30 protein-coding genes and 2 pseudogenes are annotated in these 26184 nt (G+C 60.5%); 17 read left to right on the forward strand and 15 right to left on the reverse strand.

Going from position 1 to position 26184, the window contains the following annotated elements; all coding sequences use genetic code 11:
• Positions 1–28 precede the first annotated feature (28 nt).
• The 4 genes from purS (at position 29) to NXC14_RS11895 (ending at position 2028) form a co-directional block, all read left to right on the forward strand.
• Positions 29–271, forward strand: a complete 243-nt coding sequence (purS, locus tag NXC14_RS11880) for a phosphoribosylformylglycinamidine synthase subunit PurS (RefSeq protein WP_085778308.1) — start codon at positions 29–31, stop codon at positions 269–271.
• Between the two features lie 46 nt (positions 272–317).
• Positions 318–872, forward strand: coding sequence for an RNA 2'-phosphotransferase (locus tag NXC14_RS11885; RefSeq protein ID WP_085778309.1), 555 nt, complete (start codon positions 318–320; stop codon positions 870–872).
• The gene (gene purQ, locus NXC14_RS11890; RefSeq protein ID WP_085778310.1) at positions 869–1540 is read left to right on the forward strand and encodes a phosphoribosylformylglycinamidine synthase subunit PurQ; all 672 of its coding nucleotides are present in this window, start codon (positions 869–871) and stop codon (positions 1538–1540) included. The genes NXC14_RS11885 and purQ overlap by 4 nt, the downstream gene beginning before the upstream one ends.
• Positions 1541–1629: 89 nt before the next feature.
• Positions 1630–2028 (forward strand): hypothetical protein, encoded by a 399-nt coding sequence (locus tag NXC14_RS11895; RefSeq protein ID WP_085778311.1) that lies wholly within the window; start codon positions 1630–1632, stop codon positions 2026–2028.
• A gap of 21 nt (positions 2029–2049) precedes the next feature.
• On the opposite strand, the gene NXC14_RS11900 is transcribed toward NXC14_RS11895, so the two are convergent.
• A complete protein-coding gene (locus NXC14_RS11900) occupies positions 2050–2304 on the reverse strand; it encodes a DUF1127 domain-containing protein (protein WP_085778312.1) in 255 nt (84 codons plus the stop codon).
• Positions 2305–2385: 81 nt separating this feature from the next.
• Between NXC14_RS11900 and NXC14_RS11905 the strand changes: the two genes are divergently transcribed.
• The 4 genes from NXC14_RS11905 (at position 2386) to NXC14_RS11920 (ending at position 7112) form a co-directional block, all read left to right on the forward strand.
• Positions 2386–3804 carry a PLP-dependent aminotransferase family protein gene (locus NXC14_RS11905; RefSeq protein WP_085778313.1) on the forward strand — a complete coding sequence of 473 codons (1419 nt, stop codon included), beginning with the start codon at positions 2386–2388 and terminating at the stop codon, positions 3802–3804.
• 123 nt (positions 3805–3927) lie between these two features.
• Positions 3928–4506, forward strand: coding sequence for an acyloxyacyl hydrolase (locus NXC14_RS11910; RefSeq protein WP_085778314.1), 579 nt, complete (start codon positions 3928–3930; stop codon positions 4504–4506).
• A gap of 121 nt (positions 4507–4627) precedes the next feature.
• The gene (gene purL, locus NXC14_RS11915; RefSeq protein ID WP_085778315.1) at positions 4628–6859 is read left to right on the forward strand and encodes a phosphoribosylformylglycinamidine synthase subunit PurL; all 2232 of its coding nucleotides are present in this window, start codon (positions 4628–4630) and stop codon (positions 6857–6859) included.
• 19 nt (positions 6860–6878) lie between these two features.
• The gene (locus tag NXC14_RS11920; protein ID WP_004676237.1) at positions 6879–7112 is read left to right on the forward strand and encodes a BolA family transcriptional regulator; all 234 of its coding nucleotides are present in this window, start codon (positions 6879–6881) and stop codon (positions 7110–7112) included.
• Positions 7113–7365: 253 nt separating this feature from the next.
• On the opposite strand, the gene NXC14_RS11925 is transcribed toward NXC14_RS11920, so the two are convergent.
• From NXC14_RS11925 to NXC14_RS11970, 10 genes and pseudogenes are all read right to left on the reverse strand, one after another.
• A complete protein-coding gene (locus NXC14_RS11925) occupies positions 7366–8403 on the reverse strand; it encodes a Gfo/Idh/MocA family oxidoreductase (protein ID WP_085778316.1) in 1038 nt (345 codons plus the stop codon).
• A gap of 3 nt (positions 8404–8406) precedes the next feature.
• Positions 8407–8856 (reverse strand): type II 3-dehydroquinate dehydratase, encoded by a 450-nt coding sequence (aroQ, locus tag NXC14_RS11930; RefSeq protein ID WP_085778317.1) that lies wholly within the window; start codon positions 8854–8856, stop codon positions 8407–8409.
• Between the two features lie 31 nt (positions 8857–8887).
• Positions 8888–9256, reverse strand: coding sequence for a 5-carboxymethyl-2-hydroxymuconate Delta-isomerase (locus NXC14_RS11935; protein ID WP_085778318.1), 369 nt, complete (start codon positions 9254–9256; stop codon positions 8888–8890).
• A 15-nt stretch (positions 9257–9271) separates the two neighbouring features.
• Positions 9272–10130 (reverse strand): annotated as a pseudogene (locus NXC14_RS11940) (shikimate dehydrogenase).
• Between the two features lie 18 nt (positions 10131–10148).
• The gene (locus NXC14_RS11945) at positions 10149–10922 is read right to left on the reverse strand and encodes an amino acid ABC transporter ATP-binding protein (RefSeq protein WP_085778319.1); all 774 of its coding nucleotides are present in this window, start codon (positions 10920–10922) and stop codon (positions 10149–10151) included.
• Positions 10923–10929: 7 nt separating this feature from the next.
• A pseudogene (locus NXC14_RS11950) lies at positions 10930–11753 on the reverse strand (transporter substrate-binding domain-containing protein).
• 44 nt (positions 11754–11797) lie between these two features.
• Positions 11798–12448 carry an amino acid ABC transporter permease gene (locus NXC14_RS11955; protein ID WP_085778320.1) on the reverse strand — a complete coding sequence of 217 codons (651 nt, stop codon included), beginning with the start codon at positions 12446–12448 and terminating at the stop codon, positions 11798–11800.
• Between the two features lie 9 nt (positions 12449–12457).
• The gene (locus NXC14_RS11960; protein WP_085778321.1) at positions 12458–13126 is read right to left on the reverse strand and encodes an amino acid ABC transporter permease; all 669 of its coding nucleotides are present in this window, start codon (positions 13124–13126) and stop codon (positions 12458–12460) included.
• A gap of 46 nt (positions 13127–13172) precedes the next feature.
• The gene (locus NXC14_RS11965) at positions 13173–13994 is read right to left on the reverse strand and encodes a sugar phosphate isomerase/epimerase (protein WP_085778322.1); all 822 of its coding nucleotides are present in this window, start codon (positions 13992–13994) and stop codon (positions 13173–13175) included.
• On the reverse strand, positions 13994–14728 hold the full coding sequence (locus tag NXC14_RS11970; protein ID WP_085778323.1) for a GntR family transcriptional regulator: 735 nt from the start codon (positions 14726–14728) through the stop codon (positions 13994–13996). Before NXC14_RS11970 ends, NXC14_RS11965 begins: the two co-directional genes overlap by 1 nt.
• A gap of 253 nt (positions 14729–14981) precedes the next feature.
• Here NXC14_RS11970 and NXC14_RS11975 point away from each other — a divergent pair, with 253 nt between their 5' ends.
• Genes NXC14_RS11975 through NXC14_RS11990 form a run of 4 tightly spaced genes read left to right on the forward strand, consistent with a single transcriptional unit; the run spans position 14982 to position 18144 of the window.
• Positions 14982–15875, forward strand: coding sequence for an intradiol ring-cleavage dioxygenase (locus NXC14_RS11975; RefSeq protein WP_085778324.1), 894 nt, complete (start codon positions 14982–14984; stop codon positions 15873–15875).
• A gap of 21 nt (positions 15876–15896) precedes the next feature.
• Positions 15897–16679 (forward strand): 2-oxo-hept-4-ene-1,7-dioate hydratase, encoded by a 783-nt coding sequence (hpaH, locus tag NXC14_RS11980; RefSeq protein WP_085778325.1) that lies wholly within the window; start codon positions 15897–15899, stop codon positions 16677–16679.
• A 7-nt stretch (positions 16680–16686) separates the two neighbouring features.
• Entirely contained in the window at positions 16687–17451 is a 765-nt protein-coding gene (gene hpaI, locus NXC14_RS11985; RefSeq protein ID WP_085778326.1) for a 4-hydroxy-2-oxoheptanedioate aldolase, read from the forward strand.
• A 12-nt stretch (positions 17452–17463) separates the two neighbouring features.
• Complete coding sequence (locus NXC14_RS11990; protein WP_085778327.1) at positions 17464–18144, forward strand: transporter substrate-binding domain-containing protein; 681 nt, start codon at positions 17464–17466, stop codon at positions 18142–18144.
• A gap of 90 nt (positions 18145–18234) precedes the next feature.
• Here the strand turns inward: NXC14_RS11990 and NXC14_RS11995 are convergent, their stop codons facing one another.
• Positions 18235–19425 (reverse strand): hypothetical protein, encoded by a 1191-nt coding sequence (locus tag NXC14_RS11995; protein WP_085778328.1) that lies wholly within the window; start codon positions 19423–19425, stop codon positions 18235–18237.
• Positions 19426–19587: 162 nt separating this feature from the next.
• On the opposite strand from NXC14_RS11995, the gene NXC14_RS12000 reads away from it, so the two are divergent.
• From NXC14_RS12000 to NXC14_RS12020, 5 genes are all read left to right on the forward strand, one after another.
• Positions 19588–19812, forward strand: coding sequence for a hypothetical protein (locus NXC14_RS12000; protein WP_085778329.1), 225 nt, complete (start codon positions 19588–19590; stop codon positions 19810–19812).
• Between the two features lie 170 nt (positions 19813–19982).
• Positions 19983–20318, forward strand: coding sequence for a Grx4 family monothiol glutaredoxin (gene grxD / locus NXC14_RS12005; RefSeq protein ID WP_011425564.1), 336 nt, complete (start codon positions 19983–19985; stop codon positions 20316–20318).
• 137 nt (positions 20319–20455) lie between these two features.
• Positions 20456–21661, forward strand: a complete 1206-nt coding sequence (locus NXC14_RS12010) for a multidrug effflux MFS transporter (protein ID WP_085778330.1) — start codon at positions 20456–20458, stop codon at positions 21659–21661.
• A 35-nt stretch (positions 21662–21696) separates the two neighbouring features.
• Positions 21697–22974 carry a multidrug effflux MFS transporter gene (locus NXC14_RS12015; RefSeq protein WP_085778331.1) on the forward strand — a complete coding sequence of 426 codons (1278 nt, stop codon included), beginning with the start codon at positions 21697–21699 and terminating at the stop codon, positions 22972–22974.
• 34 nt (positions 22975–23008) lie between these two features.
• Complete coding sequence (locus NXC14_RS12020) at positions 23009–23482, forward strand: GNAT family N-acetyltransferase (RefSeq protein ID WP_085778332.1); 474 nt, start codon at positions 23009–23011, stop codon at positions 23480–23482.
• Positions 23483–23527: 45 nt separating this feature from the next.
• Here the strand turns inward: NXC14_RS12020 and NXC14_RS12025 are convergent, their stop codons facing one another.
• From NXC14_RS12025 to ttcA, 3 genes are read right to left on the reverse strand one after another with little or no spacing between them, the layout of a single operon-like run.
• Positions 23528–24352, reverse strand: a complete 825-nt coding sequence (locus NXC14_RS12025) for an inositol monophosphatase family protein (RefSeq protein WP_085778333.1) — start codon at positions 24350–24352, stop codon at positions 23528–23530.
• A gap of 29 nt (positions 24353–24381) precedes the next feature.
• Positions 24382–25209 (reverse strand): inositol monophosphatase family protein, encoded by an 828-nt coding sequence (locus tag NXC14_RS12030; protein WP_085778334.1) that lies wholly within the window; start codon positions 25207–25209, stop codon positions 24382–24384.
• A gap of 48 nt (positions 25210–25257) precedes the next feature.
• Positions 25258–26130 (reverse strand): tRNA 2-thiocytidine(32) synthetase TtcA, encoded by an 873-nt coding sequence (gene ttcA, locus NXC14_RS12035; protein WP_085778335.1) that lies wholly within the window; start codon positions 26128–26130, stop codon positions 25258–25260.
• Between the last annotated feature and the right edge of the window lie 54 nt (positions 26131–26184).

Consider the following 26184-nt stretch of genomic DNA (forward strand, 5'->3'; position numbering starts at 1 on the left):
TCTGGTCAAGTAAGGCAGGAAAGACAAAGTGATCAAGGCTCGTGTCACCGTCACGCTGAAAAACGGCGTTCTCGATCCGCAGGGCAAGGCCATCGAAGGGGCGCTCAGCGCCCTCGGCTTTTCGGGCGTCGGCCATGTAAGGCAGGGCAAGGTCTTCGACCTCGAGCTCGAAGGCGCCGACAAGGCCAGCGCCGAGGCAGACCTCAAGGCGATGTGCGAAAAACTGCTCGCCAACACGGTCATCGAGAATTACGCGATCGCGATCGACTGACCTGCGGACCTGCCCGTCAACCGGCGGGTCTTATGGATTGAGCGTCATGCTGAAGGCAAAGCTGGAGACGGAAGTCTCGAAATTCATGAGCTATGTTTTGCGCCATGCGCCGGATGCCGCAGGCTTGACGCTTGATGCCGAGGGTTGGGCGTCGTTCGATGATCTCGAAAAGGTGCTGACGTCGAAATACGGCGTCTCCCGCGCCGATATCGTCGAGATCATCGACAACAGTCCGAAGAAACGCTTCACGCTTGTCGATAACAGGATCCGCGCCAATCAAGGTCACAGTGTCGCGGTCGATCTGGCGTTAGCCCCGGTTGAACCGCCGGCAGTTCTCTTTCACGGCACGTCACTCACGAACTGGCCGTCGATCGAGCGCGAAGGCCTGAAGAAGATGGAGCGGCACCACGTCCATCTGTCGGCCGACATCGATACGGCGAAAATTGTCGCCGTGCGCCGCAAGGGCGACTATATCATTCTGCGTGTCGACGCAGCCGCCATGTTTTCAGAAGGCCATTCTTTCTTTGTCGCGGACAATGGAGTATGGCTCGCCGAGAGCGTTCCAGTCCAATATCTTTCGCGAAATGCGGGGACTCTATGAAATCAGCCGTCGTTCAACTTCCGGGCCTCAACCGCGATCGCGACATGATCGCCGCTCTCACCAAGATCTCGGGTCACCAGCCGGTGACGATCTGGCAAACGGAGACGGAAATCCCCGACGTTGACCTGATCGTCATCCCCGGCGGCTTCTCCTATGGCGATTATCTGCGCTGCGGCGCGATCGCCGCCCGCATGCCGGTCATGCAGGCGATCATCGACAAGGCTGCAAAGGGCGTGAAGGTGCTCGGCGTCTGCAACGGCTTCCAGATCCTCGTCGAAGCGGGCCTGCTGCCGGGCGCGCTGATGCGCAACGCCTCGCTGAAATTCGTCTGCCGCGAGATCAAGCTCGAAGTCGTCAATGCCGAGACGGATTTCACCCGCGCCTACGCGCAAGGACAGGTCATCCGTTGCCCGGTCGCCCATCACGACGGCAATTATTTTGCCGACGAAGCGACGTTGGCGAAGATCGAGGGCAATGGTCAGGTTCTGTTCCGTTATGCCGAGGGCACCAATCCGAACGGCTCGATCAACGACATTGCCGGCGTGATGAACGAAAAGGGCAATGTGCTCGGCATGATGCCGCATCCGGAAAACCTGATCGAGGCCGCCCATGGCGGTTCGGATGGCCGGGCCCTCTTCGCCTCGGCGCTCGACGTCGTCGCCGCCTGACCTCACCTCAGCCATGCCGCCCGCAGGCCTACCGCGGGCAACGGCATGCAGCCGAGAAGACCTTCATCCGGATCACTGGAGCAAGATCAATGCGCCCTCGCCTCACCGTCGCAAACGCCGCTTTGTTGACCGCTCTGGCAACCGTTGTCGCGGCCTGCCAGTCGCCGGCACCGGCGGCAGGCCCAAACCGGGCGGCGTTGCCGACGATGGAGCGCGTAGCGCTCGGCGCCAATGCCTGCTGGTTCAAATCTGGCGATCCGGCCTTTGCAGCCTATAAGCTCGCTCCGGAACTCAATTCCTTCTCCGGTCGGCCGCGCATCCTGCTCGTCCACAAGGGCAGCCCGGAAAGCCGGCCGCTGCTCGTCGTCCAGGCCGAGGGAAACCCCGCCCATCTGCAGGCCTTTGGTCCGATGATGCAGGAGCCTGTCGCCGGCCGCATCGCCGCCGATGTCAATCGTTGGTCCGGCGGCAACAGGGCCTGCAAATGATCGCTGCGGTCACCCGCAGCATCAGTCCCAGAAAAATGACTTGCTGATTTCGCGTGCGGCTTCGGACTGCGAAACCCCGATATCCTTGAGTCCTGCCGCAGTAAGCTCCCTGAGCGCGCGCCGGCCCTCCCGCTTCTGATGCCAAAGACGAATGGCGGCCCAGATCCGTCCCAGATGCGTCGTCGCTTCGACAGGCGGGCTGGGAAGGATGACGCGCCTGTCCTCATAAGAGACAATAGGTACAATTGGCGTATTGATGTCGGGCAATGCAGACATTTCAGGAATCCTCTCGGCTCGTCCTTGGGATTGATTCTTAATCTTGACAGGTATGCGGTGACAATATAAGCAATTGTCACCATGACAAATTGGCTTCCTGATCTTTCCCGCGGCTCCGGGCCGGTCTATCTCCGACTTGCCGACAGCATCGAATCCGCCATTGCGAGCGGCGCCCTGCCCGCCGGCAGCAAATTGCCGCCGCAGCGCAATCTTGCCTATGATATCGGCGTGACGATCGGCACGATCGGCCGCGCCTATGCGCTGGTGCACGAGCGCGGCCTGGTTGCCGGCGAGGTGGGCCGCGGCACCTATGTGCTGAACCGCGCCGAAACGCCGCCCGGCGAACAAACCGATGCACTGGCCGTCTCGCTCGGCGGCACTCGCTTTCAGGACGCGCCCGCTGACAAGATCCGTTTCGATACGACAGCCGCCCCAGACCTCGGCCAAGGCAAGATCATCTCAGCCATCCTCGCCGAGATCGGCGAACAGCATCTCACCGAGATTTCCTCCTATTCCCGTAGTTTTCCGCGCAACTGGTTCGACGCCGGCCGCCGCTGGCTTGCCCGCAGCGGCTGGACACCGGAGGTCGAAAACATCGTGCCGACGCTCGGCGCCCATGCCGCGGCGGTCGCCGTTATTGCCGCTGTCTCGGCGCCGGGCGACAAGATCGTCTTCGAAAATCTGACCTATACCCAGGTCAGCCGCAGCGCCCGCCTTCTCGGCCGCCGCACGGTGACGGTCGATTCGGACGAATTCGGCTTCATTCCTGACGATTTCGAACGGCTCTGCCAGCAGCAGCATCCGAAGATCGCCTTCCTGATGCCGACCGTGCATAATCCGACAGTGACGATCATGCCCTACGAGCGGCGCGCAGCGATTGCTGCAATTGCCAGAAAGCACAGCGTCTGGCTAATCGAGGACGACCTCTACGGCGGCATGGCCGACGATGAGACGCCACTCATCGCCGCGCTTGCGCCCGACCGCACCTTCCTGGTCAACGGCCTGTCGAAATCGGTCGCCGCCGGTGTGCGCGGCGGCTGGGTCGCCTGCCCGCCACATTTTGCCCAGCGCATCAAGGTGACGCACAGGATGGTCACGGGCGGCCTGCCTTTCATCCTGGCGGAGACCTGTGCCCGCTTGGTCGAAAGCGGCCGGGCGCACGAAATCCGCAAGGAAGTTATCCGAGAACTCTCCCGGCGCGCCCACCTCGCCCGCGAGCATCTGCGGGGTTTCGACTTCGCGTCGCACCCACATGCGCCCTTCCTCTGGCTGAAACTGCCGGAGCCCTGGATGTCCGGCACCTTTAAGAATGCAGCCTTTCGCGACGGCGTGCTGGTCGATGACGAAGACGAATTCAAGGCGGCTCGCAGCGAGAAAACCTACTACCGCATTCGCATCGGCTTCTCCTCACCCAAAACGGGCCAGGAATTGACCGCAGGCCTGATGATCCTGCGCCGGCTGCTGGAAAATGGCGGATCCGCCTATGACGGCGAAATATGACCTGTTGCAAATACACGCCATAATTCCGAAAAAAGAGCACACGCCTGACGAGAGCGCTTTACCACTGCGACCCCCATGCTACCTCTTTGTCATTCCCGCTTGGTGCGAATCAAAGGACGGCAGATGAGGGTCGAGTTCGGAAAGATGGCGTTACGCTTCTTGGGGCTGGCATCCGTGGCGGCCGTAGCCGTCACCTCGATGGCGAGTTCGGTCAATGCCGGCGAGCAGATATTCGATGAATTGCGTTTCGGGGCCTCCGCCTCGGTGCAATCGGGTCGTGCCGGGGAAGATGGCGTCTTTCCGGAGATTACCGCTCTCTTCGATCCTTTCGGATATGAGCAGGCTGTCGGCTGGCAGCAACAGCTGTTGCATCCTCGTGTCCATCTCGGCACGTCGATCGGCACTTCGGGTGAAGCAACCCAATTCTTCACGGGCTTCACCTGGACAGTCGATCTCAATGAAAAACTCTTTGCCGAAGCCGGATTCGGCGGCGTCATCCATACCGGCGAGCTGGACGACAATGATGACGGCCCGGAACTCGGCTGCCGCGTCCTGTTCCACGAATATGTCGGCGCCGGTTACCGTTTAACCCGCAATTGGAACGTGATGGCCCAGATCGCCCACTCCTCTCATGCCGATCTCTGCGACGGCCCGAATGACGGAATGACGCGCGCCGGCATCCAGATCGGCTACAAGTTCTGAGCGATTGGCGCCTTTACGAGAAAAGCCTGCCCGCCCTCTGTTGACGGCGGGCTTTTTTCTGTCGCGCGTCGCCGCTACATAAGCTAAAGACAGCGCAAAACGCGCCAGGGACTTTCCGCTCATGACCATTCCAAACACCATCCCGATCACGCCGGAACTCATTGCAAGCCACGGCCTGAAGCCGGACGAGTACCAGCGCATCCTGGATCTGATCGGCCGCGAGCCGACCTTCACCGAGCTCGGCATCTTCTCGGCCATGTGGAACGAGCACTGCTCCTACAAATCCTCGAAGAAATGGCTGCGCACGCTGCCGACCAAGGGGCCACGCGTCATCCAGGGGCCTGGCGAGAATGCCGGCGTCGTCGATATCGATGACGGGGATTGCGTCGTCTTCAAGATGGAGAGCCACAACCACCCCTCCTATATCGAGCCATACCAGGGTGCTGCGACCGGCGTCGGCGGCATCCTTCGCGACGTCTTCACCATGGGCGCGCGCCCGATCGCCGCGATGAACGCGCTGCGTTTTGGCGAACCGGATCATCCGAAGACCCGCCATCTCGTCTCCGGCGTCGTTTCCGGAGTCGGCGGTTACGGCAATTCCTTCGGCGTTCCCACGGTCGGTGGCGAAGTCGAGTTCGATGCGCGTTATAACGGCAACATACTCGTCAACGCCTTTGCCGCTGGTATCGCCAAATCCAACGCCATCTTCCTCTCCGAAGCCAAGGGCGTCGGCCTTCCGGTCGTCTATCTCGGCGCCAAGACCGGCCGCGACGGCGTCGGCGGCGCGACAATGGCATCGGCCGAATTCGACGAATCGATCGAAGAAAAGCGCCCGACAGTTCAGGTCGGCGACCCCTTCACCGAAAAATGCCTGCTCGAAGCCTGCCTCGAGTTGATGCAGACCGGCGCCGTCATCGCCATCCAGGACATGGGTGCGGCCGGCCTCACCTGCTCGGCCGTCGAAATGGGCGCCAAGGGCGATCTCGGCATTCTGCTGGAACTCGACAAGGTGCCGGTCCGTGAAGAGCGGATGACCGCCTATGAGATGATGCTGTCGGAAAGCCAGGAGCGCATGCTCATGGTGCTGCAGCCGGAAAAGGAAGAGCAGGCCAAGGCGATCTTCGTCAAATGGGGCCTCGACTTCGCCATCGTCGGCAGGACGACCGACGACCTGCGCTTCCGCGTCATGCATCAGGGCGAAGAAGTCGCCAACCTGCCGATCAAGGATCTCGGCGACCAGGCGCCGGAATATGACCGCCCCTGGCGTGAATCCGGCAAGCCTGCGCCCCTGCCCGCCAATCTCGTCGCGGCGCCTAAGGATTACGGCCAGGCGCTGCTCCAGCTCGTCGGCTCCGCCAATCAGTCGAGCCGCCGCTGGGTCTATGAGCAGTATGACACGCTGATCCAGGGCAACTCGCTGCAGCTCCCCGGCGGCGACGCCGGCGTCGTGCGCGTCGATGGCCACAAGAGCAAGGCGCTTGCCTTCTCCTCCGACGTGACGCCGCGTTATGTCGAGGCCGATCCCTTCGAGGGCGGCAAGCAGGCGGTCGCCGAATGCTGGCGCAACATCACCGCGACCGGCGCCGAGCCGCTTGCCGCCACCGACAATTTGAACTTCGGCAACCCCGAAAAGCCCGAGATCATGGGCCAGTTCGTGCAGGCGGTGAAGGGAATCGGCGAAGCATGCCGCGCGCTCGACTTTCCGATTGTCTCCGGCAACGTCTCGCTCTACAACGAGACCAATGGCGTCGCCATCCTGCCGACGCCGACGATTGCAGGCGTCGGCCTGCTGCCGGACTGGCGCAAGATGGTCCGCATCGGCAGCGCCAATGACGGCGACAAGGTAATCATGATCGGCGTCGACGGCAGCCATCTCGGTCAGTCCGTCTATCTCAGAGACCTGCTCTCCAGTCGTGAAGGGCCGGCGCCGGAAGTCGATCTCTTCGCCGAGCGCCGCAATGGCGATTTCGTCCGCTCCGTCATCCGCAACGGCCAGGCGACCGCCTGCCACGACATATCCTCGGGCGGTCTGGCCGTCGCGCTCGCCGAAATGGCCATGGCCTCGGACAAAGGCATGAAGATCGATCTCGGCGAAGGCAAGGGTGCTGCGCATGCGCTGCTCTTCGGCGAAGACCAGGCCCGTTATGTGCTGACTGTGCCGGCCGATGTCGCCGATTTCGTCTGCGTCAATGCGGAAGGCGCCGGCGTTCCCTTCCGTCGCCTCGGCACGGTCGGGGGCGATACACTTGATGTCGGCGATCTTATTTCACTGCCGATTCAGCAATTGCGCGATGCCCATGAATCGTGGTTCCCTGACTTCATGGAAGGCCGCGGCGAGCTTGCCGCGGAATGATGCGCAAGGAGTAACGATCATGGCCATGAAACCCGGCGATATCGAAGACATGATCAAGGCTGGGATTCCCGGTGCCAAGGTGACGATCCGCGATCTGGCGGGCGACGGCGATCACTACGCCGCCGAAGTCGTCGCTGAAGCCTTCCGCGGCAAGAGCCGCGTACAGCAGCACCAGATGGTCTACGAGGCGCTGAAGGGAAACATGGGCGGCGTATTGCACGCTCTCGCCCTGCAGACCTCCGCGCCGGATTGACATGCCGGCTTCGGCCGGCCGAAGCTTTGAAATAAAGAGGCCCGGGCGGAAGGATTCTTTCCTTCCGGGTCTTTAGTTCTCTGCAAAGCGGTTCTGCATGACAACGGTGTCCGGCCTCGCATGCGCCGTGCTTCAACCTCCCTCATTCCTGCCCTCGGGCTTGACCCAAGGGACATCCCAGGAATGCTGCCACCGCGCTTCAGCTCGGTGAATGACTAATGCTCCCCGACCGCCGTAACCTGGCGCGAACGATTTAGGTCAGGCTGATACGCTTGCCCGCCGCGGCGGATCGCTTCACGGCTTCGATAACCTTTAAGGTTTCTAGTCCCTCACGTCCGCTGACCAGCGGCGCTTCTTCCCCTCTGATGACCCTGCAAAGCTGGCGTATCTGCAGGACTAGCGGATCCTCGTTCTCGATTTCGGCGCGATGACATTCGAACGGTTCCATCCAGCTCCTTTTGCCCGGATTGCTCCACATGTTGAGCGACGGCACCGACAGCGACCCGTGGGTGCCGCCGATCATGTAGCAAGCCTCCTCGGTTTTAGGGTAAGCGGGGTTTTCGCCGGTCGTCATCTCCCAACTCCATGGCGCGACGACGGAATCCGAAACGGAAGCAGTCCCGAGAATTCCGTTCTTGAACTCGATGAGGATCACCGCGGTCTCCTCAACGGCGTTTCCGCGAACTGCGTTGGATTCGAGCGCCTGGACCGCCGTGACATCCCCGAATAGGTAGCGAAGGTTGTCGATGTCGTGGATCAGATTGAGAAAGACTGGTCCCGCGCCGCGTTCGCGCCGCCAGGAAGTGTCGAAGTATTCCTCCGGTTTGAATAGCCAGAACATGGCATTCACGACCAGTATTCGTCCGAGCTTTCCGCTTTCGATAATCTGTTTAGCTTTTTGCATCATCGGATTATGTCGGCGATGATGTCCGGTCAGCAGCGGAACGCCTTTGGCCTCGGCCATCTCAACGAGCCTCTCGCCAGCAGCAATATCGTCGACGATGGGCTTCTCGATCAATGCCGGGATGCCGGCCTCGAGGGCCTCAAAACCGTTTCTGACATGGATCTGGTTGGGCGTCGCGATGATAACGCCGTCAGGACGCGCTGCGGCGACCATCTCAGCAAAGGTCGAAAACCATTTGACGCCAACCTCGCTGGCGATCCCCTTTCCAACCGGGCTCGGGTCGACGATAGCGACAAGCTCCGCCATCGGCTCGTCCAGCACGTGTTTGATGTGGCGTTTCCCGATAAGCCCCGCGCCGAGGACCGCCAGTTTGACCGGAGGAGTCATTTGTCAGTCCTTCTTGGGTGCCGTAAGCATCGTCGCGACGCGGCGGATTCCGAGCGGATAGCCCTCCGTACCAAGACCGGTGATGATGCCGTCGGCGCGGTGGGAAACGAAGGAATGATGACGGAAGCTTTCGCGCTTATACATGTTGGAGATATGGATCTCGATGACGGGACCTTCGAACGTGTTCAAGGCATCGAGGATCGCAAGCGACGTGTGCGTGAATGCTGCCGGATTAATGACGATGCCGCCTCCGTCTTCGCGCGCTTCGTGAATCCAGTCGATGATTTCATATTCACGGTTGCTCTGGTGGAAACGGATCTCGTGGCCGAGTTCTGAGGCCACTTTCCGGCAGTCTGCCTCGACATCGGCCAGCGTCTCGTGACCATAGATGTGAGGCTGACGCTTGCCGAGCAAATTGAGATTTGGGCCATTCAGAACGTAGATCAGGCTCATTGTAATTCTCCTTGTGAGGGCGTTGCCAAGCTTAGGCGAACGCTATTTCCTGGAATGCGAAATTCGGATCGGACTCGTAAAGATCGGCCCGCAGCCCCAGCCGCCCTGCTTGCAGCGCGGGGGCTGCGACATCGCGCGCAGCTTCGAGGACCGCCTTCAACAACTCTCGCTTCGTTTCTGCCGGCCGGCCAGGCGCCATGCGCACAATTATCTGGACGAAGTGATTTTCCGGATGCTCGTCGCCGACGCAGGAGAAGGTCGCCTCCCTGGCGAAGGTCCGCACGGCAGTGGGCTTCACCAGGCCTCCGTCGCGCACCCGATAGTGGACGGCTCTGGTCAATTCATCGATCGCCACCCTTTCGGCAGCACCCCGGCTATAGTCGATGATGATGTGCGGCAAGACATGTCCTCCTGGTCAGGCTGGAGCTCGACACAGTTCTTCGAAGTGGCGCGACATGCGTTCCGCATCCGGTTTTACACCCGTGAACAGTTCAAAGGCCGCCGCGGCCTGGAACACGGTCATGCCGCCGCCCGGCAAGGTCTTGCACCCCTTCTCCTCCGCCAGGGCCAGAAGTTCGGTCACGAGCGGCATGTAGACGATATCGGCGACCCAGTGATGTGGGTGAAGCCATTCCGGGTCGATCGGGAGACCCGGGTGACTTCGCATGCCGGTCGGGGTAGCGTGGATCAGCCCATCCGCAGAATCGAGCGCCGCGCCGACGTCTCTGATCGGCTGCGCGCAGGTTCTTGAAGCGCCGGTTGAGCTGATCGGCAAGCGCGGCTGCGCGATTTGTGTCCTGGTCGAAGATCGAGAGTATCTCGATAACGAGCTTGATGGCCGCGTGCGCGACGGCGACTCCTGCGCCGCCTGCGCCGAGCAGGACGGCATGCGTTTTGGCGACACCGGGCATGCCCCGCTCGAAATTCTTATAGAAGCCATACCAATCCGTATTGTGCCCGATCCGCTTTCCGTCCCGAAGCACGACTGTGTTGACCGCTCCGAGCATCTCGGCGTCCTCGGACAGGCTCGTAAGATGAGCGATGACCGTTTGCTTGCACGGGTGCGTGATGTTGCTTCCTGCGAAGCCACGGTCCTCAAGTTCTGCGAGCAGTCCTGACAACGCAGAAGCGGGTAGACCGCGCTCGGCGAGGTCGACGAGTTCGTAATGGTAATCCAGTTTCAGGTGCCGCGCCTCGGTTTCATGAAGCGCGGGAGACTTCGACATCTGGATGTCGGCCCCGATGAGACCGACGAGGAATGTGTTGTTGTTCATTTCGATAACCCAATCGGCTCAGTGATGTGCGAGGATCTCGCCAAGGAAGGCCTTGGTGCGCTCATGCGTTGGAGACTTGAAGAAGACCTCGGGCTCGGCCTCCTCTATGATCTCGCCGGAAGCCATGAAGATGACCCGGTCTGCAACTTGACGGGCAAAACCCATTTCATGGGTCACGCAGATCATGGTCATGCCGTCGCGTGCGAGGCCGATCATCGTGTCCAGCACTTCCTTGACCATTTCCGGATCGAGCGCCGATGTGGGTTCGTCGAACAGCATCGCCTTGGGCTCCATGCAAAGCGCCCTGGCAATAGCGACACGCTGCTGCTGGCCACCGCTGAGCTGCGCGGGATACTTCTCCGCCTGATCAAGGATTCGAACCCGTTCGAGGTATTTTCTCGCCAGCCTCTCGGCGTCAGCCCGGCTGGTTCCGCGGACCCTCATGGGCGCAAGCGCGCAGTTCTGCAGAACGGTCATGTGGGGGAACAAATTGAAGTTCTGGAACACCATCCCGACTTCGCGCCGAATGGCGTCAACCGCCTTGCTCGTGCCGTCGAGCGACTGTCCGTCGACGACGATCCTGCCTTCCTGGATCAACTCGAGAGCGTTGATACAGCGGATCAACGTCGACTTGCCGGAACCCGAAGGCCCGCAAAGGACGATCTTCTCACCTTTGCGAACCGACAGGCTGATGTTTTTCAACGCATGGAAGGAGCCGTACCATTTCTGAACCTTTTCAAGGGATATCAATGTCGACTGGTCATTAGCGGAACTGAGCACGGCGCCCTCCATGTATGCTTTACTTGACGGTGAACGGGATGTTGGGGATGGATTCCGGGAACTTCGGCAGATCGATGTTCATCCACTTCTTGGTGATGGCTGCAAGTTCGCCATTTCCCTTGATCTTGTCGAGGAAGGCATTGACGGTCTCGTTCCAGTCCTTCTCGCCCAGTCGCGTTCCAACGCCATTGTAAGTCGTCAGGAAGTCGATCTTGCGCTCGTAGGTGCCGGGGCTGGCGGCATCGAGCCGCTGTCCGTAGAACATGTTGCCTCCGACGGCCTTGACCTGTCCGGAGACCAGTGCCTGAATGGTCGAGGCGTCGTCGTCGAGCGGCGGACGGTCGCCGTCGATCCAACAGCGTCGGTAATGGCCTTGTCCTGTGAGCTGGACTTCGGCACGCCAATTTCCCAGCCGGCAATATCGGCAGGCGTTTTCGCGGTATCGGCCTTTGCCGCATAGAGCGAGATCGTGTTCGCCGCGTATGGCTTGCTGTACTGGATTGATTTGGCGCGCTCTTCCGTCATCGCCATCGTGGCGAACAGGATATCGACCTTTCCGGTGGTCAGGGCCGGAATGCGATTGGCGACGGCGAGCGGCTGGAACTGGACCTTAACTCCGAGTTCCCTGGCGAAGAGTGTCGCGACATCGGCATCGAACCCGTCCTGCTTGCCGCTCGTGTTGACGAAGCCCCATGGCGCATTATCGCCCTGAATGCCGACGACGATCGTGCCCTTGGCCTTGATCTCCTCGACCGTCGCCGCGGAAGCCGCTGCGGCGCCCACCGTGACGAAGGCGGCCGTAGCCAGGGCCATTCCAAGAAATTGTCTGCGATTGTTATGCATTTCCATTCTCCTCCTCTGTGGTCTTTGCTTCGGGCGAAGCAAGGTTAGCGGGCGGCTTTCGCCATCCGTTTTTCGAGGCCGCTCCCGATGTGGGAGAGAGGCCAACAAATGATGAAGTAGACCATTCCGACGATCCCGAAGACGAGCAGTGGGCGGTAGGTCTGGTTCGAAATGATCTGTCCGGCACGGGTCAGCTCGATGAAGCCGACGATTGCTGCAAGCGATGTGCCCTTGATGAGCTGAACGAGAAATCCGATGGTTGCGGGCATCGAAATCTTCAGCGCCTGTGGGAGGACAACGTCCTTCATTCGGGAGATGTAATGCAGCCCGAGTGCGTTCGCGGCTTCGGTCTGGCCCTTCGGAACGGCTTCGATCGAGCCGCGCCAGATCTCGCCCAGGAAGGCGCTTGCATGGAGCGTGAACGCGATGGCCACAGCGATCCATGCATTGACGTCCACGCCCAATAGCGCGACGCCGTAGTAGACGACGAAGAGCTGCATCAGCAGCGGCGTGCCCTGGAAGAGCGCGATGTAGCCCGACGATACGAAACGTGCGACACGGTTCTGCGACGTGCGCACCAGAGCGATCAGGATTCCGAATATGCCTCCGCCGACAAAGCCGATGATGGCCAGCAGCACGGTCCACTTCAGACCCTGTAAGAGGAAGAACAGCTCGTTTTCGCCGATGGGACCCATGAACGCCTCCTATCGGGTCGGGTAGTTGAAGTAGGAACGGGAGATAATGGCGAAGATGCCCATCATCAGGCTCGAGATGACCAGGTAGATTGCGGTCACGCTAAAATAGACCTCGAAGCTTCGAAAAGTGTCGGATTCGATCCGTTGGGCCGCCGAGGTCAACTCGTAGGCGGCGATCGAAGTGCAGACCGAGGTCGTCAAGGTCAGCATCACGAACTGGCTGGTCAGGGACGGATAGATCGCCCGCAGAGCCGGCTTCAGAACGATCAGCCGGAACACATCGGCCTTATGCAAACCCAAAGCGAAACCTGCCTCGACCTGGCCCTTGCTCACGCTTTCCACGCCGCCTCGAATGATCTCGATCGCATAAGCGCCGCCATTGATCCCCAGCGCGATGACAGCGGTAGCGGTAGGGTTCAGACGGATGCCCATGAGCGGAAGCGCGAAGTAGATGAAGAATATCTGCACCAGGAACGGTGTGTTTCGAACGATCTCGACGAAGGCAATCACCGGAGCTCGAACGAGTTTGTTCTTGGATGTTCTAGCGGCGACGCCGAGGATACCGATCGCGAGCGCAAGGATCATTCCGGTGACCGCGAGACCGAGCGTCCCAAGCGAACCCCAAAACAATTCCGGGGCGCGGTCGAAGACCGCACCAAAATCGAACGCATAACCCATGTTGACTTCCTCCCTCCGACGCGGCTCACGCCCCGCCGGCGCCGGATCAGCGATCCGGCCCGAATAATCCCTCGGCCTTGTCGTACAGATGCTTCAAATGCGCCTCAGGCGAGGCAAACCCTGCGAGTGGGACTTCCACTGAGATCGCCGCCGAGCTGCCGATCGCTGCGACGAGTTCCTTCAACGGTAGTTCGCCCTCTCCCGGCGCGAACCGCCCGCCTCTAGCTTCAGCGATCATCTCCTCTGGCGTCACCGGCGCCGGTCCAGCGACATCGCACAACTGAACGTGCCTTACCCAGCGCATCTCGGTCCGGAGCGAGGCGAGCGTGCCGCCATTCCTGAAGAAATGTACTCCGTCGACGAGGGCGCCGGCATTGCGGGCATCACTCGCCTTCACAAGACTGACGCTGTCCCGGAAGGTTCTAGTCACCCGCCAACCCATGTTCTCGACATCGACAGCCAAGCCGTAGCGGTCCGAAAGGCGGCAGAGATCCGCGAAGTTCGAGACCAATCTGGATTGATCAGGATCGTCTCCGCAGACACTGAGCCGGCGTGCTCCAATGTCCGCAGCCGCGGCGACTGTGGCCTCCAACGACGACGCGTCGAAAGCGGGGTCGATTACGAAGAACTCGATATCGAAAACCTCGACGCCCTCACCGGCAAGAACGGATTTCAGCTCGCCCGCAACCGAACCTCCGACAGGCAGCTCGTAATAGGGCGCACCAGGGAACGCCGGATGCAGCCTGAGCCCGATCCTGGAGAATCCCGCGCGTGCAGCGGCCTTCGCAAACTCCACAGGAGGCAGCAGTATCGATGAGAAGTGAGCGACGCCAATTATGGGCGCCGATTTCGATGTTACGGCAGCCATCACACGATTCCCTTCGTCGCGAGGTGGTTGCGAAGATTGGTGCCGGTGCGATGGATGTGCTGGCGGAGCTTCTCGCAGGCATAGTCGACATCACGCGCGACCGCTCCCTGGGCAATCTCGCTGTGCTCCTGCCCTACATTGCGGTCCCCCGACGTACGGATCAGGAAAACGCGGCGATATCGGTCGTTGAGATTCAGCAGAAGACTGCAGAAGTGAAGTAGCAGAGGTTTGCCACAGCCCGAAATCAAGGTGAGGTGGAATTCGCGGTGAAGCGCCTCCCAGTGCTCCAGCGTTTCAGGATGCGCGGCGTCACGCTCCGTGCGGTTTAGACGATGAAGTGCACGCATGACGTTTCCCTCCCAATCGACGTCTCCGAAACGCATGGATTCACGTAACGCGAAAACCTCGAGCTCCTCGCGCAGGCTCGTGACCTCTTCGAGATTAGCCAGGGAGATCGGCGCGACGCGATAGCCTCTGTTGTCCTGAAACTCGACTAGACCGTCTGAAATGAGCCTGGCCAAGCCCTCCCGCAACGGGCTCAGACTGACATTGAAAGTCTTCCGCGCCTTATCGAGATTGATCTTGCTGCCGGCTTCCAGTTCACCAGAGATGATCGCCTCCCGAAGGCGCGATGCGAGCTGACTGCCGATGGTGTTCTTGCCATCGTCGAGGAAGCCGGCCGACGGCCCGTCGTCTGTCAAGGGCGCAAGAAAGCTGTCGTCGGCCGATTTCATCTTTCCTCCCAAAACAACCCGCCATATTTTCGATAATCGATAAGATAAACGATTATTGATGTCAACATGAATACGCCAGAAACCACTAAATGCCCAGCGTCTACGCCCCGGTAGAGCCTATTTAACACGTCGATTCAATAGATTAACTAAAAAATACCACACCTGTTCCTCCGCCCATAGCATTGATCGCCCGGTCTCAGGTTGACAAATAATCGATTATTCTGATAGTCGAACCTCATTGGGAGGTAGCCTGATGGTAATTAGAACCGAAAGCGAGTTGACGCCTGCCGTTCTCGCCGTGATGAACCGCACCAGGGATCCACGGCTCCGGGAGATCCTCGTTGCAATGGTGAAGCACCTCCACGCATTCGTGCGGGAGGTCAGACTGTCGGAAGTCGAGTTTCGCGAAGCGACCGCCATCCTCAACGAAATTGGGCAACTGCAGACCGACAGCCACAATGAGTTCGTGCTTATGGCCGGATCGCTTGGCGTCTCGTCGCTCGTGTGCCTGCTCAACAACGGCGACAACGGGCAGACCGAGACGTCACAGTCGTTGCTCGGGCCCTTCTGGCGGCTCAACTCTCCGCGGGTCGAGAACGGCGGAACCATCATCCGCTCGGAAACGCCGGGAACACCCCTGTTCGTCCACGCGAAGGTGGTTGATCGAGGAGGTAAGCCCATCCAGGGCGCCGAGGTCGACGTATGGCACGCCTCACCTGTCGGCCTTTACGAGAACCAGGATCCTGATCAGGCGGAAATGAACCTGCGCGGCAAGTTCACTACGGACGACGAGGGTCGGTTCTGGTTTAGAACGGTCAAGATGGTGGGCTATCCCATACCTGTCGACGGGGTCGTAGGTCGGCTTCTCCGAGCGCAAGGCCGCCACCCCTACCGACCTGCTCATCTGCACGCGCTGATCTTCAAACAGGGATACAAAACCCTCATTTCCCAGGTCTTCGACCCGAGCGATCCGAACATTGATTCCGATGTGCAGTTCGGCGTCACCGCGGCTTTGACAGGCGACTTTGTCCGTCATGTCGAGCCGCACCCATCCGATACGGACGTCAGTGGGCCCTGGTTCTCGCTCGACTACACCTACGTCATGGAGCCGGGCGAGGCCATCCTGCCGCGTCCCCCGATCAAATAACGAAACCAGCAGAGCCACATCATGATTACCGAAAAGGAACGCCAGGCGGCAGCCGACGCACTGCTGAAGGCAGAAACCGAACGCAAGCCGATCGTCCAGCCGAGCAGGACATATCCGAATTTGGAACTTGAAGACGCTTACGAGATCCAAGCACTCTGGGCGCAGGCCCGGATTGCAAAGGGGGCGCGAATCGCGGGTCATAAGATCGGACTGACATCGCGGGCGATGCAGATGGCCTCGAAAATGACGGAGCCCGACTACGGCGTCATTCTCGACGACGCCCTTTTTAACGACGGAGCGCAGATCAAAGCGGAGCTCTTTATCAAGCCTCGCCTCGAAGTCGAACTCGCTTTCGTGATGGGTGAGGATCTCGAGGGACCGGGGACTCGGATCTATGATGTCATGCGCGCAACGGAGTTTGTCGTCCCTGCGCTTGAGATCATCGATTACCGAACCGAGGTACCCAGAGCGATCACTGATACGATCGCCGACAACGCTGCTTTTGGAGCGATCGTCGTTGGTGGTCGTATCATCCGACCAATGGATATTGACATCCGCTGGGTTGGCGCGACCCTTTCAAAAAACGGCATCATCGAAGAATCGGGTGTTTCAGCAGCTATCATGGGGCATCCGGCCGCGGGCGTCGCCTGGCTTGTGAACAAGCTTCATGCCGTCGGAGCCGGGTTGAAGAAGGGCCAGATCGTTCTTGCAGGCTCGTTTACTCGCCCGGTGGACATAGCCAAGGGCGATGTCATCCAAGCCGACTATGGTCCGGTCGGCTCGATCGGCGTCTCGTTCGTGTGAGGCGCCGATGGAACTTCCTATCAATCACTTCAAACGAAAATTGAGAGCCGGTCAGAGCCAGATCGGTCTCTGGTGCGGCCTTCCCGGAAGCTACGCGGCAGAAATCGTCGCGCCCTCGGGCTTCGACTGGGTGCTGTTCGATACCGAGCACTCTCCAAGCGACGTCCTTACCGTCCTGCCGCAATTGCAGGCGGTCGCGCCTTACGACGTTTCCCCAGTCGTACGCCCGGCATTCAACGATCCCGTGCTGATCAAGCGCTTTCTGGACATCGGCGTCCAGACGCTCCTCATTCCCTATGTGCAGAACGAGGAGGAAGCGAAGGCAGCGGTCGCCGCCATACGGTATCCGCCGGACGGGGTTCGCGGGGTCTCCGCCTTGACGCGCGCCACCCGCTTCGGGCGCGTGCCGAACTACGCGCGGGTTGCCGAACAGGAGATCTGCCTGCTTCTGCAGGTCGAGACCCGAGAGGCACTCGGTCGGCTGGAGGCGATCGCAGCGGTCGAAGGCGTCGATGGTGTCTTCATCGGTCCCGCCGATCTGGCGGCCAGCTTTGGCCATCCTGGACAACCGGGACACCCCGAGGTGGTCGCGGCGATCGAAGATGCGATCGGACGCCTGAAAATTCTCGGAAAGCCGGCAGGCATCCTCACGCCGGACGAGACTTTCGCCGCCCGCTGCATTTCGCTCGGGACGTTGTTCACCGCCGTTGGCGTAGACGTCGCCCTCCTTGCAAGAGGATCGGAGGCGCTCGCAGCCCGCTTTGCATCTTAGGAGTTCGCGCCGATGTCGACGCGCGAGAAAGTTCTGTCCGAGATAGCACCGGCGGGCATAATCCGGGCCGCCGTCAACATGTCGAATGCAGCGTTGGTCCGTTGGGACGATCAGGCCGGCGCCTTGGTCGGCCCAAGCGCTCAGATCGGTCACAAGATTGCCGAGCAATTGGATTGCGGCCTGTCGCTGATCCAGTACGGCTCAGCCGCCGACATCCTCGCCGCTGCGGATCGCGGCGAGTGGGACATTGCTTTTATTGCCTCGGACCCCTCGAGAGCCGATCGGTTCTCCTTTTCACCTCCCTACATTTCCGTCAGAGCGACCTATTTGGTGCCGGAGGGCTCGGCGTTTCGAACCGTCGGAGACGTCGATGCTGAGGGAGTGCGGATAGCCTCCGCAAAAAGCGCCGCCTATACGAAGCAGCTCGAGCGTATTCTTGAAAAAGCTACTGTCTCGCATACTGACAGTCCGGCAGCTGCAATCGATCGTCTTGTCAGATCGCAGTGCGACGCGGCTGCAGGATTGACCGAATTCCTCGTTCAGAGTTTGGAGCGAATTACCGGCTTCCGGCTGGTGGAGGGAGCGTTCTCTGAAATTCCCCAGACGATCGCCGTCCACCGAAGAGCCATTCATGCCTCAGCCTTCTTTGCGGATTTCGTACACCGTCTGAATGCAAGCGCTGGAGCGCCGTAAAGTAACGTCCTCGGCTCTTGGACGCGTGCTGGCTGTGGCGGGATCAGATCGGCAATATCGTAACCAGCCAACAGCGCTGGAGGCCAGCCTTCAAGCCGGCAGCTTATTCTGTTCCGGAGAGGCAAAGACAGAGGCCGGCATCGGTCCTGACGTCATCAGGGTGAAATCAAAGGACGCCTTGAGATCTGGGCCTAGCACATATTGCCGATGGACCCGCAGCTGGTCCTTGCGGATCTTCCGGTAATGTTCACCCGTCAGCATCTGCTTGACGCGGATAAGAAGGATCTTTGCCGGCGGCGCATCTGCATGGCCGGAGACGGCCACAACCGGCACCTTGTAGAAGTTGATCGAATCCGTCAGGCATTGCACGTCAAGCCAGAAGATCTCCGGACAGCGGGCGATCAGGCCAACGCGGGCGCGAAGCAGGCTTGCCGATGACAGCAGGGCGCATTGCAGAATGGCGCTGCCGAGTGTGGCAAACACGACGCGCCTGCCCTTGAAGATCTCCGGCTCCCTTTCAAGCAATATGCCGATCACATGGGCGGCGACGCTCGATCCCATGCTATGCGAGGAGATCACGTACTCGTCCGCCTCCTCGGCGAGCGCCGTGCGCACCGCCGTCGCCCGCTCTTCCAGCCAGTCGTTGAAGTCGGCCCGATCCATACGGCCGAGCGCCACTGCCATTTCCCAATCGGCAAAAAGATGCAGCGTATGGAAACGCTCGGAAAAAGGCAGGAAGGCGAAGATGAAGAAGCAAAGCGCCAGTGGCCCGCTCCAGAGCACGTGCCAGGCGGAAAAGCCGAGACTATAGGGCAGTATAACGATCTCGGCCGTCAGCACGATTGCCAGCGCCGTCAGCAGGAACGGAAAAAGGAAGAACAGGCCGAAACGCCACGCATGCCTGAAATATCCCCGCATACCACCTTCCAGCATGATCTCGGCGCAGCTTCGAAAGCCTGCAATGATCCGGCTCAGCGTATTGCGGATGCGCAGCCCGCGCACGAGCATGTCGTGATCAACCATGTGGATCCGGCTCTTCGTCCGCCAGCCGGCGGAACTGGTCTGCGCCGCAGGCGCCGCCTCATAGGCTCCCGCGCTGCCCGTCGTGACCTCGAAGCTGAGAGGATCGCTTCCCGCCTCCGGCGCGCCGGTTTCGACCGAGTAGCCCCAGACGGCAGCACTCTGTCTGGCTGAGCGTTCGTACCGCGCTCGGTGGGCAAGGCCGTCGAGCGGCTCGAAGCCTGGGAAATGCAGGACGACCCGCTTCTTTATCAATTTCATTTCGCTGTTCCGCCCGGCCAAAGACCGGTCTGTTGCTGCGATCCGGCTGCCGGTCACTGATATCGCCAAAAAGCAGGCATGATCTCAAAGGCGCCTTGCTAACCGAACTCTTCTGGAATTCAATAGCAGCCACGTTGTTTTCGCGGCGAATGGAGGGGTTTTGTGGCTGATCTTGTCAAAGAATTGATATCGGGCGTCGTCGATAGCGTACTGAAGGAAATTCTGAAGAAAACCACCGGCCGGGTCACGACGAAGCGCAGGAGGCGCAAGGCGCGCCCTGCCGCAACCACGACGGCTGCCCGCAAGACGCCGAAGCGCAAGCCCGCCCGCAAACAGATCAGCAAGCGCCGTACCGCCGCTGGCCGCAGCCGTCAGCGTCGGGTCTAAGACGCGCGGCAACACTTCGGCCGTAACGCAACGGCAACAATCCCAAAGTGGTCTGACCACATTGGTCTTTTTTTGGATCGGGCGGCTGGAATTCCTGTTGTCACATGCTATCTAAGGGAAACGATTGAAACGGCGGGCCTTTAACTCGCCTGTTGAAAGGATCAGATCCCATGAGCGGCATTCACGAATTCATCGACAACGAAATCAAGAGCAACGACGTCGTCCTCTTCATGAAGGGCACGCCGCAGTTTCCGCAGTGCGGGTTCTCCGGCCAGGTCGTGCAGATTCTCGATTACATCGGCGTCGACTACAAGGGCATCAATGTGCTCGCCGATTCGGAAATCCGCCAGGGCATCAAGGATTATTCCAACTGGCCGACGATTCCGCAGCTTTACATAAAGGGCGAGTTCATCGGCGGCTGCGACATTGTCCGGGAAATGTTCCAGGCCGGTGAACTGCAGCAGCATCTCCAGGAAAACGGCGTCACCGTTCGCGGCGCCGCCTGACCGGTCACCGGACGTCCGCCCGGTTTCCAAATCTGTTTCTCGAGTCCGAGGCGCTGCGGTGAGCAGCGCCTTGGCCTGTTTATGGGAATTTCATTGTGACAGATTCATCACAAGCCGTGTCCGCGGGCCGCCTGCCCATGGGCAAGCGTGAGTTCATCGCGCTTGCCGCCTTCCTGATGGCCATCAACTCACTTGCCATAGACATCATGCTCCCGGCGCTGCAGCAGATCGGCGCGAGCCTCGGAGTCGAAAGCGAGAATCACCGGCAATTCGTCGTCTCCTCCTATCTGCTCGGTTTCGGCTGCGCCCAGCTTTTCTACGGTCCGCTCTCCGACCGCTTCGGCCGCCGCACGCCGCTGCTGATCGGCCTCGTAGTCTATATCACGTCCGCCATCGGAATCGTTTTCGTTCCCTCCTTCGCAGGCCTTCTGGTGTTGCGCTTCATCCAGGGCGTCGGCTCGGCTGCCACCCGCGTCATCACCATCTCAATCGTCCGCGACATCTATGGCGGCCGACAGATGGCCGAGGTCATGTCGCTCATCATGATGGTGTTCATGATCGTGCCGGTGATTGCGCCCGGCACCGGCCAGGTCGTCATGTTCTTCGGCAACTGGCACCTGATCTTCCTCTTCATCGCCACAATGGCGACGGCGATCGGCGTCTGGGCCTATGTCCGCCTGCCGGAAACCCTGCATCCGCGGAATGTCCGCCCCTTCACCGCCCGCTCGATATTCGGCGCCTTCAAGCTGGTGCTGACCAACCGCGTGGCGCTCTGCTATACCATCGCCAGCACCTTCATCTTCGGTGCGCTGTTCGGCTTCATCAACTCCGCCCAGCAGATCTATGTCGGCATCTACGGCCTCGGCGTCTATTTCCCGTTCGCCTTTGCCGGCGTGGCGATCTTCATGTCGCTGTCGTCCTTCTTCAATTCCCGTTTTGTCGGCAAGCTCGGCATGCGCCGCCTGTCACACGGCTCGCTCCTCGGCTTCATCGCCATCAACACCATCTGGCTGATCGTCCAGATGGCAAGCTCCGAGCCCATGCCGTTTGCACTGTTCATCTCCTTCTTCGGGCTTGCCATGTTCCAGTTCGGCTGGATCGGCTCGAACTTCAATTCGCTTGCCATGGAGCCGCTCGGGCACGTCGCCGGCACCGCTTCATCCGTTCTCGGCTTCATGAGCACGGTCGGCGGCGCCCTTATCGGCGCCGGCATCGGCCAGGCTTTCGACGGCACGGCGCTGCCGATGGTCGCCGGTTATTTCATCGTCTCGATCATCGGCCTTGTCTTCGTGCTGATCGCCGAGAAGGGCCGGCTCTTCCATCAGCACAATCCGGCCGTGTGAACGGCCGGTCCCTTCCCCATCCAGGATTTCACCGCATGACGCCGCATAAACCGCACCAGGAAAACCAGGGGTCCCGCCGCATCGGCATGGGTTTCGGCGAATTCGTCGTCACCATCGCCGTCATGACCGCCAGCATTGCCATGGCTATCGACAGCATGCTGCCGGCATTGCCCAATATCGGCCATTCCCTCGGCGTCACCAACGCCAACGACGCCCAGCTCATCATCGGCGTGTTCTTCTTCGGCTTCGGCGTCTCGCAAATATTCTTCGGCAGCCTTTCCGACACGTTCGGCCGCCGCAACATCCTGCTCGGCGGCCTTGCCTGCTATGTGGTCGCGATGTTTGCAGCCGCCGCAACAGGGAGCTTCGAAATGCTGCTCCTCATGCGCTTCGTTCAGGGCGTGGGCGGCGCGGCGGTGCGCATCACCACCATGGCCATCGTCCGCGACTGCTTCGGCGGCCGCGAGATGGCCCGGGTCATGTCCTACGTGATGATCGTCTTCATGATCGTGCCAATCGTCGCGCCTTCGGTCGGCCAGCTCATCATCCTCTACGCCAACTGGCACTGGATCTTCATCCTGCTCGGCGCCGTCGCCAGTATCCTGTTCGTCTGGGCTCTTCTCAGGCTGAAGGAATCGCTGCCCCCGGAAGAACGCCTGCCGCTGTCGGTCGGCTCCGTCGCGGACGGCTTCAAGACCGTGCTTACCAACCGCATCACCTGCGGCTACATGATCGGTCTGACCATGTTCACCGGCGTCATCAGCGCCTATGTGATTTCGGTGCAACAGGTTTTCGGCGAAGTCTACGGCCTCGGCGATTGGCTGCCGATTGCCTTTGCGGCTACCGCCGGCGGCATCGCCGTCGCCAATTTCGCCAATGGCTTCTTCGTTCGCAAGTTCGGCATGCGTCGGATCTCGCACGCCGCCCTTCTGATATTCACGGCACTGTCGGCCCTCGGCTTCGTCATCGCGTTGGCGGGCAAGCCGGATTTCGCCATCGCGTACGCCATTTTCACCATCGTCCTGATGATGTTTGCCGTGATCGCCACCAATTTCACCGCCATCAGCCTCGAGCCGATGGGCAATCTCGCCGGCACGGCGACCGCCGTCACCGGCTTCGTATCGACGACCTTCGGCGCCGTCCTCGGCGGCCTGGTCGGCCAGATGTTCAACGGCACGGTTCAGCCGCTCTTCGGCGGCTTCGCACTGTTCGGCCTGCTGACGATCGCAGCCACGCTCTGGGCCGAGAACGGCAAGCTCTTCACGCATCCGGGCGATAGTCCGCAGCTCGAACCGGGTGCGGCCCACTTCTGAAGCAAGCGCGTCGGATCGTTTCAAGGAATCCTCGATGAACGACCGAATTCTGATCAGGCCCTACGTAGCAGGTGACGCGGATGCGACAATCGAGATATTCTTGCGCGCCATTCGGGAGGTCTCGTCGAAAGATTATTCCATTGCTCAAATCGAAGCCTGGGCAAAGGTAGCGGATCGCGGCCTATGGGCGGAACGAAGGATCAGCCGGCCTGCCTGGATTGCGGAAATCGACGGAGAACCTGTCGGATTTTCTGATCTGACCGGCGACGGGTGCCTGGATATGATGTTCGTGCACCCCGAATTTCAGGGGTGCGGCGTCGCAAGCCGCCTGCTGTACAGGGTCGAGGAGGAAGCTTCGAAACTCGGGCTCAAGCGGATCCACACGGAAGCCAGCCGGACGGCTCGACCGTTTTTTGAACGCAAAGGGTTCCGCGTGATAACCGAGCAAATCGTCGAGAAGCGCGGGCAGTATCTGGAAAACTTCCTTATGGAGAAGCTCTACGGGTAAGCGATGGCAGGTGCGGCCAATGCCTTGGCCGACCTTTCATCGGCTTCAGATCGTCAACACCTCACGCCGGAGCATGTCCCACGAAGCCTTGTCGGGCGCAACCAGCAGCCCGCCATCGAGATGCTGCGGCAGATAGGGCGAGCCGTCGAAGCGGGCGGCGTAGGCGCCGGCCTCCTGCGAAATCAGTGCGCCGGCAAGGTGATCCCAAGGCATCAGCTTATTGTACATCAGGTAATGGACGTGCCCGCCGGCGAAGGTGCGGTATTCGTGAGCCGCGCAGCGGTAGTTGGTGAGGAAACGAACTTTGGCGAGATTGCCAAGGACCTCGGCGCGCTTTTCCTGCGGGAGATAGCCGGTCGAAGCCATGCCGACCATTTGATCAAGCGCGACAGGCTCTGCCGCGCGCAGTCGCTGCGCCTCGCCATCCGGCCTGCGGAGCCAGGCGCCGCCGCCCTTCTCCGCCATCACCCAGTCATCCCCCATCGGATCATAGATGATGCCGGCAATGGTTTCGCCGCCGGAAACGATGGAGGCCATAACTCCGAAGGCCGGGATGCCGGCGGCGAAGTTGAACGTCCCGTCGACCGGATCGACAACGATCGCGAGATCGGCATCGGCAAGCCTGCCAAGCAGCGCCGGGTCGGCCGCGACCGACTCTTCCCCGAGGAACAGCGCGTCCGGCCAGAGCTGTTGCGCTTCCGCCTTGATCATCCGCTCGGCCCGCTCGTCGGCCTCGGTGACAAGATCGGTCGCCTCGCTCTTGGCACGCACCTCGTCCCGGCCGAGCCGGCGGAAACGCGGCAGGATCTCGGCCTTTGCCGCGAGGCGCAAAAGATCGGCAAGAACGCTCACATCAACAGTCGTTGTCATATCAAATCCTTCACTTCGTCCGAGGCCTATCAGCTGCCGACGATCTCGCGCCGGATCAGCTGCCAGCTTTCCTGATCAGGCGCAGAGATGATGCCGCCCGCCGTCTCGCCAGGACGATAAGGCGTGCCATCGAATTTCGCCGTGTGGCCGCCGGCCTCCTGGTGCGCGAGCACGCCGGCCAGATGATCCCAGGGCATCAGCTTCGAATGACCGATGAAATGCAGCTTGCCGGACGCGACCATCCAATATTCATAGGCCGAGCAATTGAAAGCGAAGGTCATCCGGGCCTTTGCCATGTTGGCGCAGATGCGCGAGCGATCGGGCTCTTCCATATGGCCCCACGACATGCCGCCGACCATCTGGTTCAAGGCGGCAGGCTCAGCCACCTTCAGCCTGCTCGATTGTCCATCCTGGCGAACCAGAAAGGTGCCTGCCCCCTTGATCGCCGTCACTGTATCGCCGAGAGCTGGATCGTGAATGATGCCGGCGACGGTTTCGCCCCTGACGGTCACCGCGAGCATCGTTCCGAAGACGGGAAGCCCGGCGGCGAAATTGAACGTGCCGTCGACCGGATCGATGACAAAGGCAAGCTCGGCATCGGCAAGTGCCGGCACCACCGACTTGTCGGCGTCATAGGCCTCCTCCCCGACGACGAGCGCCGCGGGAAAACGCTCATTCAGGGCGGCCGTGATCCGATGTTCGGCGAGCAGATCCGCCTGCGTCACCAGATCGGTCGCCGAGGTCTTTTCAGAAACATCCGTATCGCCGAGGTTGCGAAAGCGCGGCATGATTTCCGCGCGCGCCGCCTCCCTCACGCATTCGCCGAGAAAGAGAATATCCTGATCTGAAATAGTCATGCGAATTGCTGTCCTTCATGCAAAGAGCCAGCCTGCTTAGCCGGCCTTTCATGAAGGATCGGTGACACCAAGGCTGGAAAAGTCGAAGAGCTTCGGATCGAGCAGATGCGACGGGTTCACATGCGAAAGCGCCCGCAGCATCGTGTCCTTGCGTCCAGGCATGCGCCGTTCGATATCGGCGAGCATGTCCTTCATGGCATTGCGCTGCAGCCCGTCCTGGGAGCCGCAGAGATCGCAGGGGATGATCGGGAACTGCATGGCGACGGCAAACCTGGCAAGATCGTCCTCGGCGGCATAGGCGAGCGGCCGAAGCACCATCAGGTCGCCCTCGTCGTTCAGAAGTTTTGCCGGCATCGAGGCAAGCCGCCCGCCGTGGAAGAAATTCATGAAGAAGGTTTCGAGAATGTCCTCACGGTGATGGCCGAGCACCAAGGCGTCGCAGCCCTCCTCCCGCGCGATGCGGTAGAGATTGCCGCGCCGCAGCCGCGAACAGAGCGAGCAATAGGTGGCGCCTTCGGGCACCTTCTCCTTCACGATAGAATAGGTGTCGCGATATTCGATGCGATGCCGGACGCCGATCTTCGTCAGATAATCCGGCAGCACATGCTTTGGAAAGTTGGGCTGTCCCTGGTCGAGATTGCAGGCGAAGAGCTCGACGGGCAGCAGCCCGCGCCATTTGAGATCAAGCAGCAGCGCCAAGAGACCGTATGAATCCTTGCCACCGGAAAGGCCAACCAGCCAGCGCTTCTGCCCCTTCAGCATGTCGAAATCGTCGAAAGCCTGACGTACTTGCCTGAGCAGGCGCTTGCGCAGCTTGTTGAAGGAGACCGAACGTGGCGCATCGGCAAAGAGTGCAGGGCCTGCGCCGTCGTCGATTTCGCCAGTCTCCGGATCATCAGCGATGTTGGCTGCGATATTCATTGCTCCGTCCTATCGAAAGTCTGCCTGCCTTAGCAGAAAGTCATCCGGCAACAC

The organism is Rhizobium sp. NXC14 (assembly GCF_002117485.1).
In the GTDB taxonomy this organism is placed as follows: domain Bacteria; phylum Pseudomonadota; class Alphaproteobacteria; order Rhizobiales; family Rhizobiaceae; genus Rhizobium.

Excerpts from the sequence above, each read along its gene's own strand:
- NXC14_RS11885 (WP_085778309.1), top strand. The coding sequence starts at position 318 with ATGCTGAAGGCAAAGCTGGAGACGGAAGTCTCGAAATTCATGAGCTAT.
- purQ (WP_085778310.1), top strand. The coding sequence starts at position 869 with ATGAAATCAGCCGTCGTTCAACTTCCGGGCCTCAACCGCGATCGCGAC.
- NXC14_RS11895 (WP_085778311.1), top strand. The coding sequence starts at position 1,630 with ATGCGCCCTCGCCTCACCGTCGCAAACGCCGCTTTGTTGACCGCTCTG.
- NXC14_RS11900 (WP_085778312.1), bottom strand. The coding sequence starts at position 2,304 with ATGTCTGCATTGCCCGACATCAATACGCCAATTGTACCTATTGTCTCT.
- NXC14_RS11905 (WP_085778313.1), top strand. The coding sequence starts at position 2,386 with ATGACAAATTGGCTTCCTGATCTTTCCCGCGGCTCCGGGCCGGTCTAT.
- NXC14_RS11910 (WP_085778314.1), top strand. The coding sequence starts at position 3,928 with ATGAGGGTCGAGTTCGGAAAGATGGCGTTACGCTTCTTGGGGCTGGCA.
- purL (WP_085778315.1), top strand. The coding sequence starts at position 4,628 with ATGACCATTCCAAACACCATCCCGATCACGCCGGAACTCATTGCAAGC.
- NXC14_RS11920 (WP_004676237.1), top strand. The coding sequence starts at position 6,879 with ATGGCCATGAAACCCGGCGATATCGAAGACATGATCAAGGCTGGGATT.
- NXC14_RS11925 (WP_085778316.1), bottom strand. The coding sequence starts at position 8,403 with ATGACTCCTCCGGTCAAACTGGCGGTCCTCGGCGCGGGGCTTATCGGG.
- aroQ (WP_085778317.1), bottom strand. The coding sequence starts at position 8,856 with ATGAGCCTGATCTACGTTCTGAATGGCCCAAATCTCAATTTGCTCGGC.
- NXC14_RS11945 (WP_085778319.1), bottom strand. The coding sequence starts at position 10,922 with ATGGAGGGCGCCGTGCTCAGTTCCGCTAATGACCAGTCGACATTGATA.
- NXC14_RS11955 (WP_085778320.1), bottom strand. The coding sequence starts at position 12,448 with ATGGGTCCCATCGGCGAAAACGAGCTGTTCTTCCTCTTACAGGGTCTG.
- NXC14_RS11960 (WP_085778321.1), bottom strand. The coding sequence starts at position 13,126 with ATGGGTTATGCGTTCGATTTTGGTGCGGTCTTCGACCGCGCCCCGGAA.
- NXC14_RS11965 (WP_085778322.1), bottom strand. The coding sequence starts at position 13,994 with ATGGCTGCCGTAACATCGAAATCGGCGCCCATAATTGGCGTCGCTCAC.
- NXC14_RS11970 (WP_085778323.1), bottom strand. The coding sequence starts at position 14,728 with ATGAAATCGGCCGACGACAGCTTTCTTGCGCCCTTGACAGACGACGGG.
- NXC14_RS11975 (WP_085778324.1), top strand. The coding sequence starts at position 14,982 with ATGGTAATTAGAACCGAAAGCGAGTTGACGCCTGCCGTTCTCGCCGTG.
- hpaH (WP_085778325.1), top strand. The coding sequence starts at position 15,897 with ATGATTACCGAAAAGGAACGCCAGGCGGCAGCCGACGCACTGCTGAAG.
- hpaI (WP_085778326.1), top strand. The coding sequence starts at position 16,687 with ATGGAACTTCCTATCAATCACTTCAAACGAAAATTGAGAGCCGGTCAG.
- NXC14_RS11990 (WP_085778327.1), top strand. The coding sequence starts at position 17,464 with ATGTCGACGCGCGAGAAAGTTCTGTCCGAGATAGCACCGGCGGGCATA.
- NXC14_RS11995 (WP_085778328.1), bottom strand. The coding sequence starts at position 19,425 with ATGAAATTGATAAAGAAGCGGGTCGTCCTGCATTTCCCAGGCTTCGAG.
- grxD (WP_011425564.1), top strand. The coding sequence starts at position 19,983 with ATGAGCGGCATTCACGAATTCATCGACAACGAAATCAAGAGCAACGAC.
- NXC14_RS12010 (WP_085778330.1), top strand. The coding sequence starts at position 20,456 with ATGGGCAAGCGTGAGTTCATCGCGCTTGCCGCCTTCCTGATGGCCATC.
- NXC14_RS12015 (WP_085778331.1), top strand. The coding sequence starts at position 21,697 with ATGACGCCGCATAAACCGCACCAGGAAAACCAGGGGTCCCGCCGCATC.
- NXC14_RS12020 (WP_085778332.1), top strand. The coding sequence starts at position 23,009 with ATGAACGACCGAATTCTGATCAGGCCCTACGTAGCAGGTGACGCGGAT.
- NXC14_RS12025 (WP_085778333.1), bottom strand. The coding sequence starts at position 24,352 with ATGACAACGACTGTTGATGTGAGCGTTCTTGCCGATCTTTTGCGCCTC.
- NXC14_RS12030 (WP_085778334.1), bottom strand. The coding sequence starts at position 25,209 with ATGACTATTTCAGATCAGGATATTCTCTTTCTCGGCGAATGCGTGAGG.
- ttcA (WP_085778335.1), bottom strand. The coding sequence starts at position 26,130 with ATGAATATCGCAGCCAACATCGCTGATGATCCGGAGACTGGCGAAATC.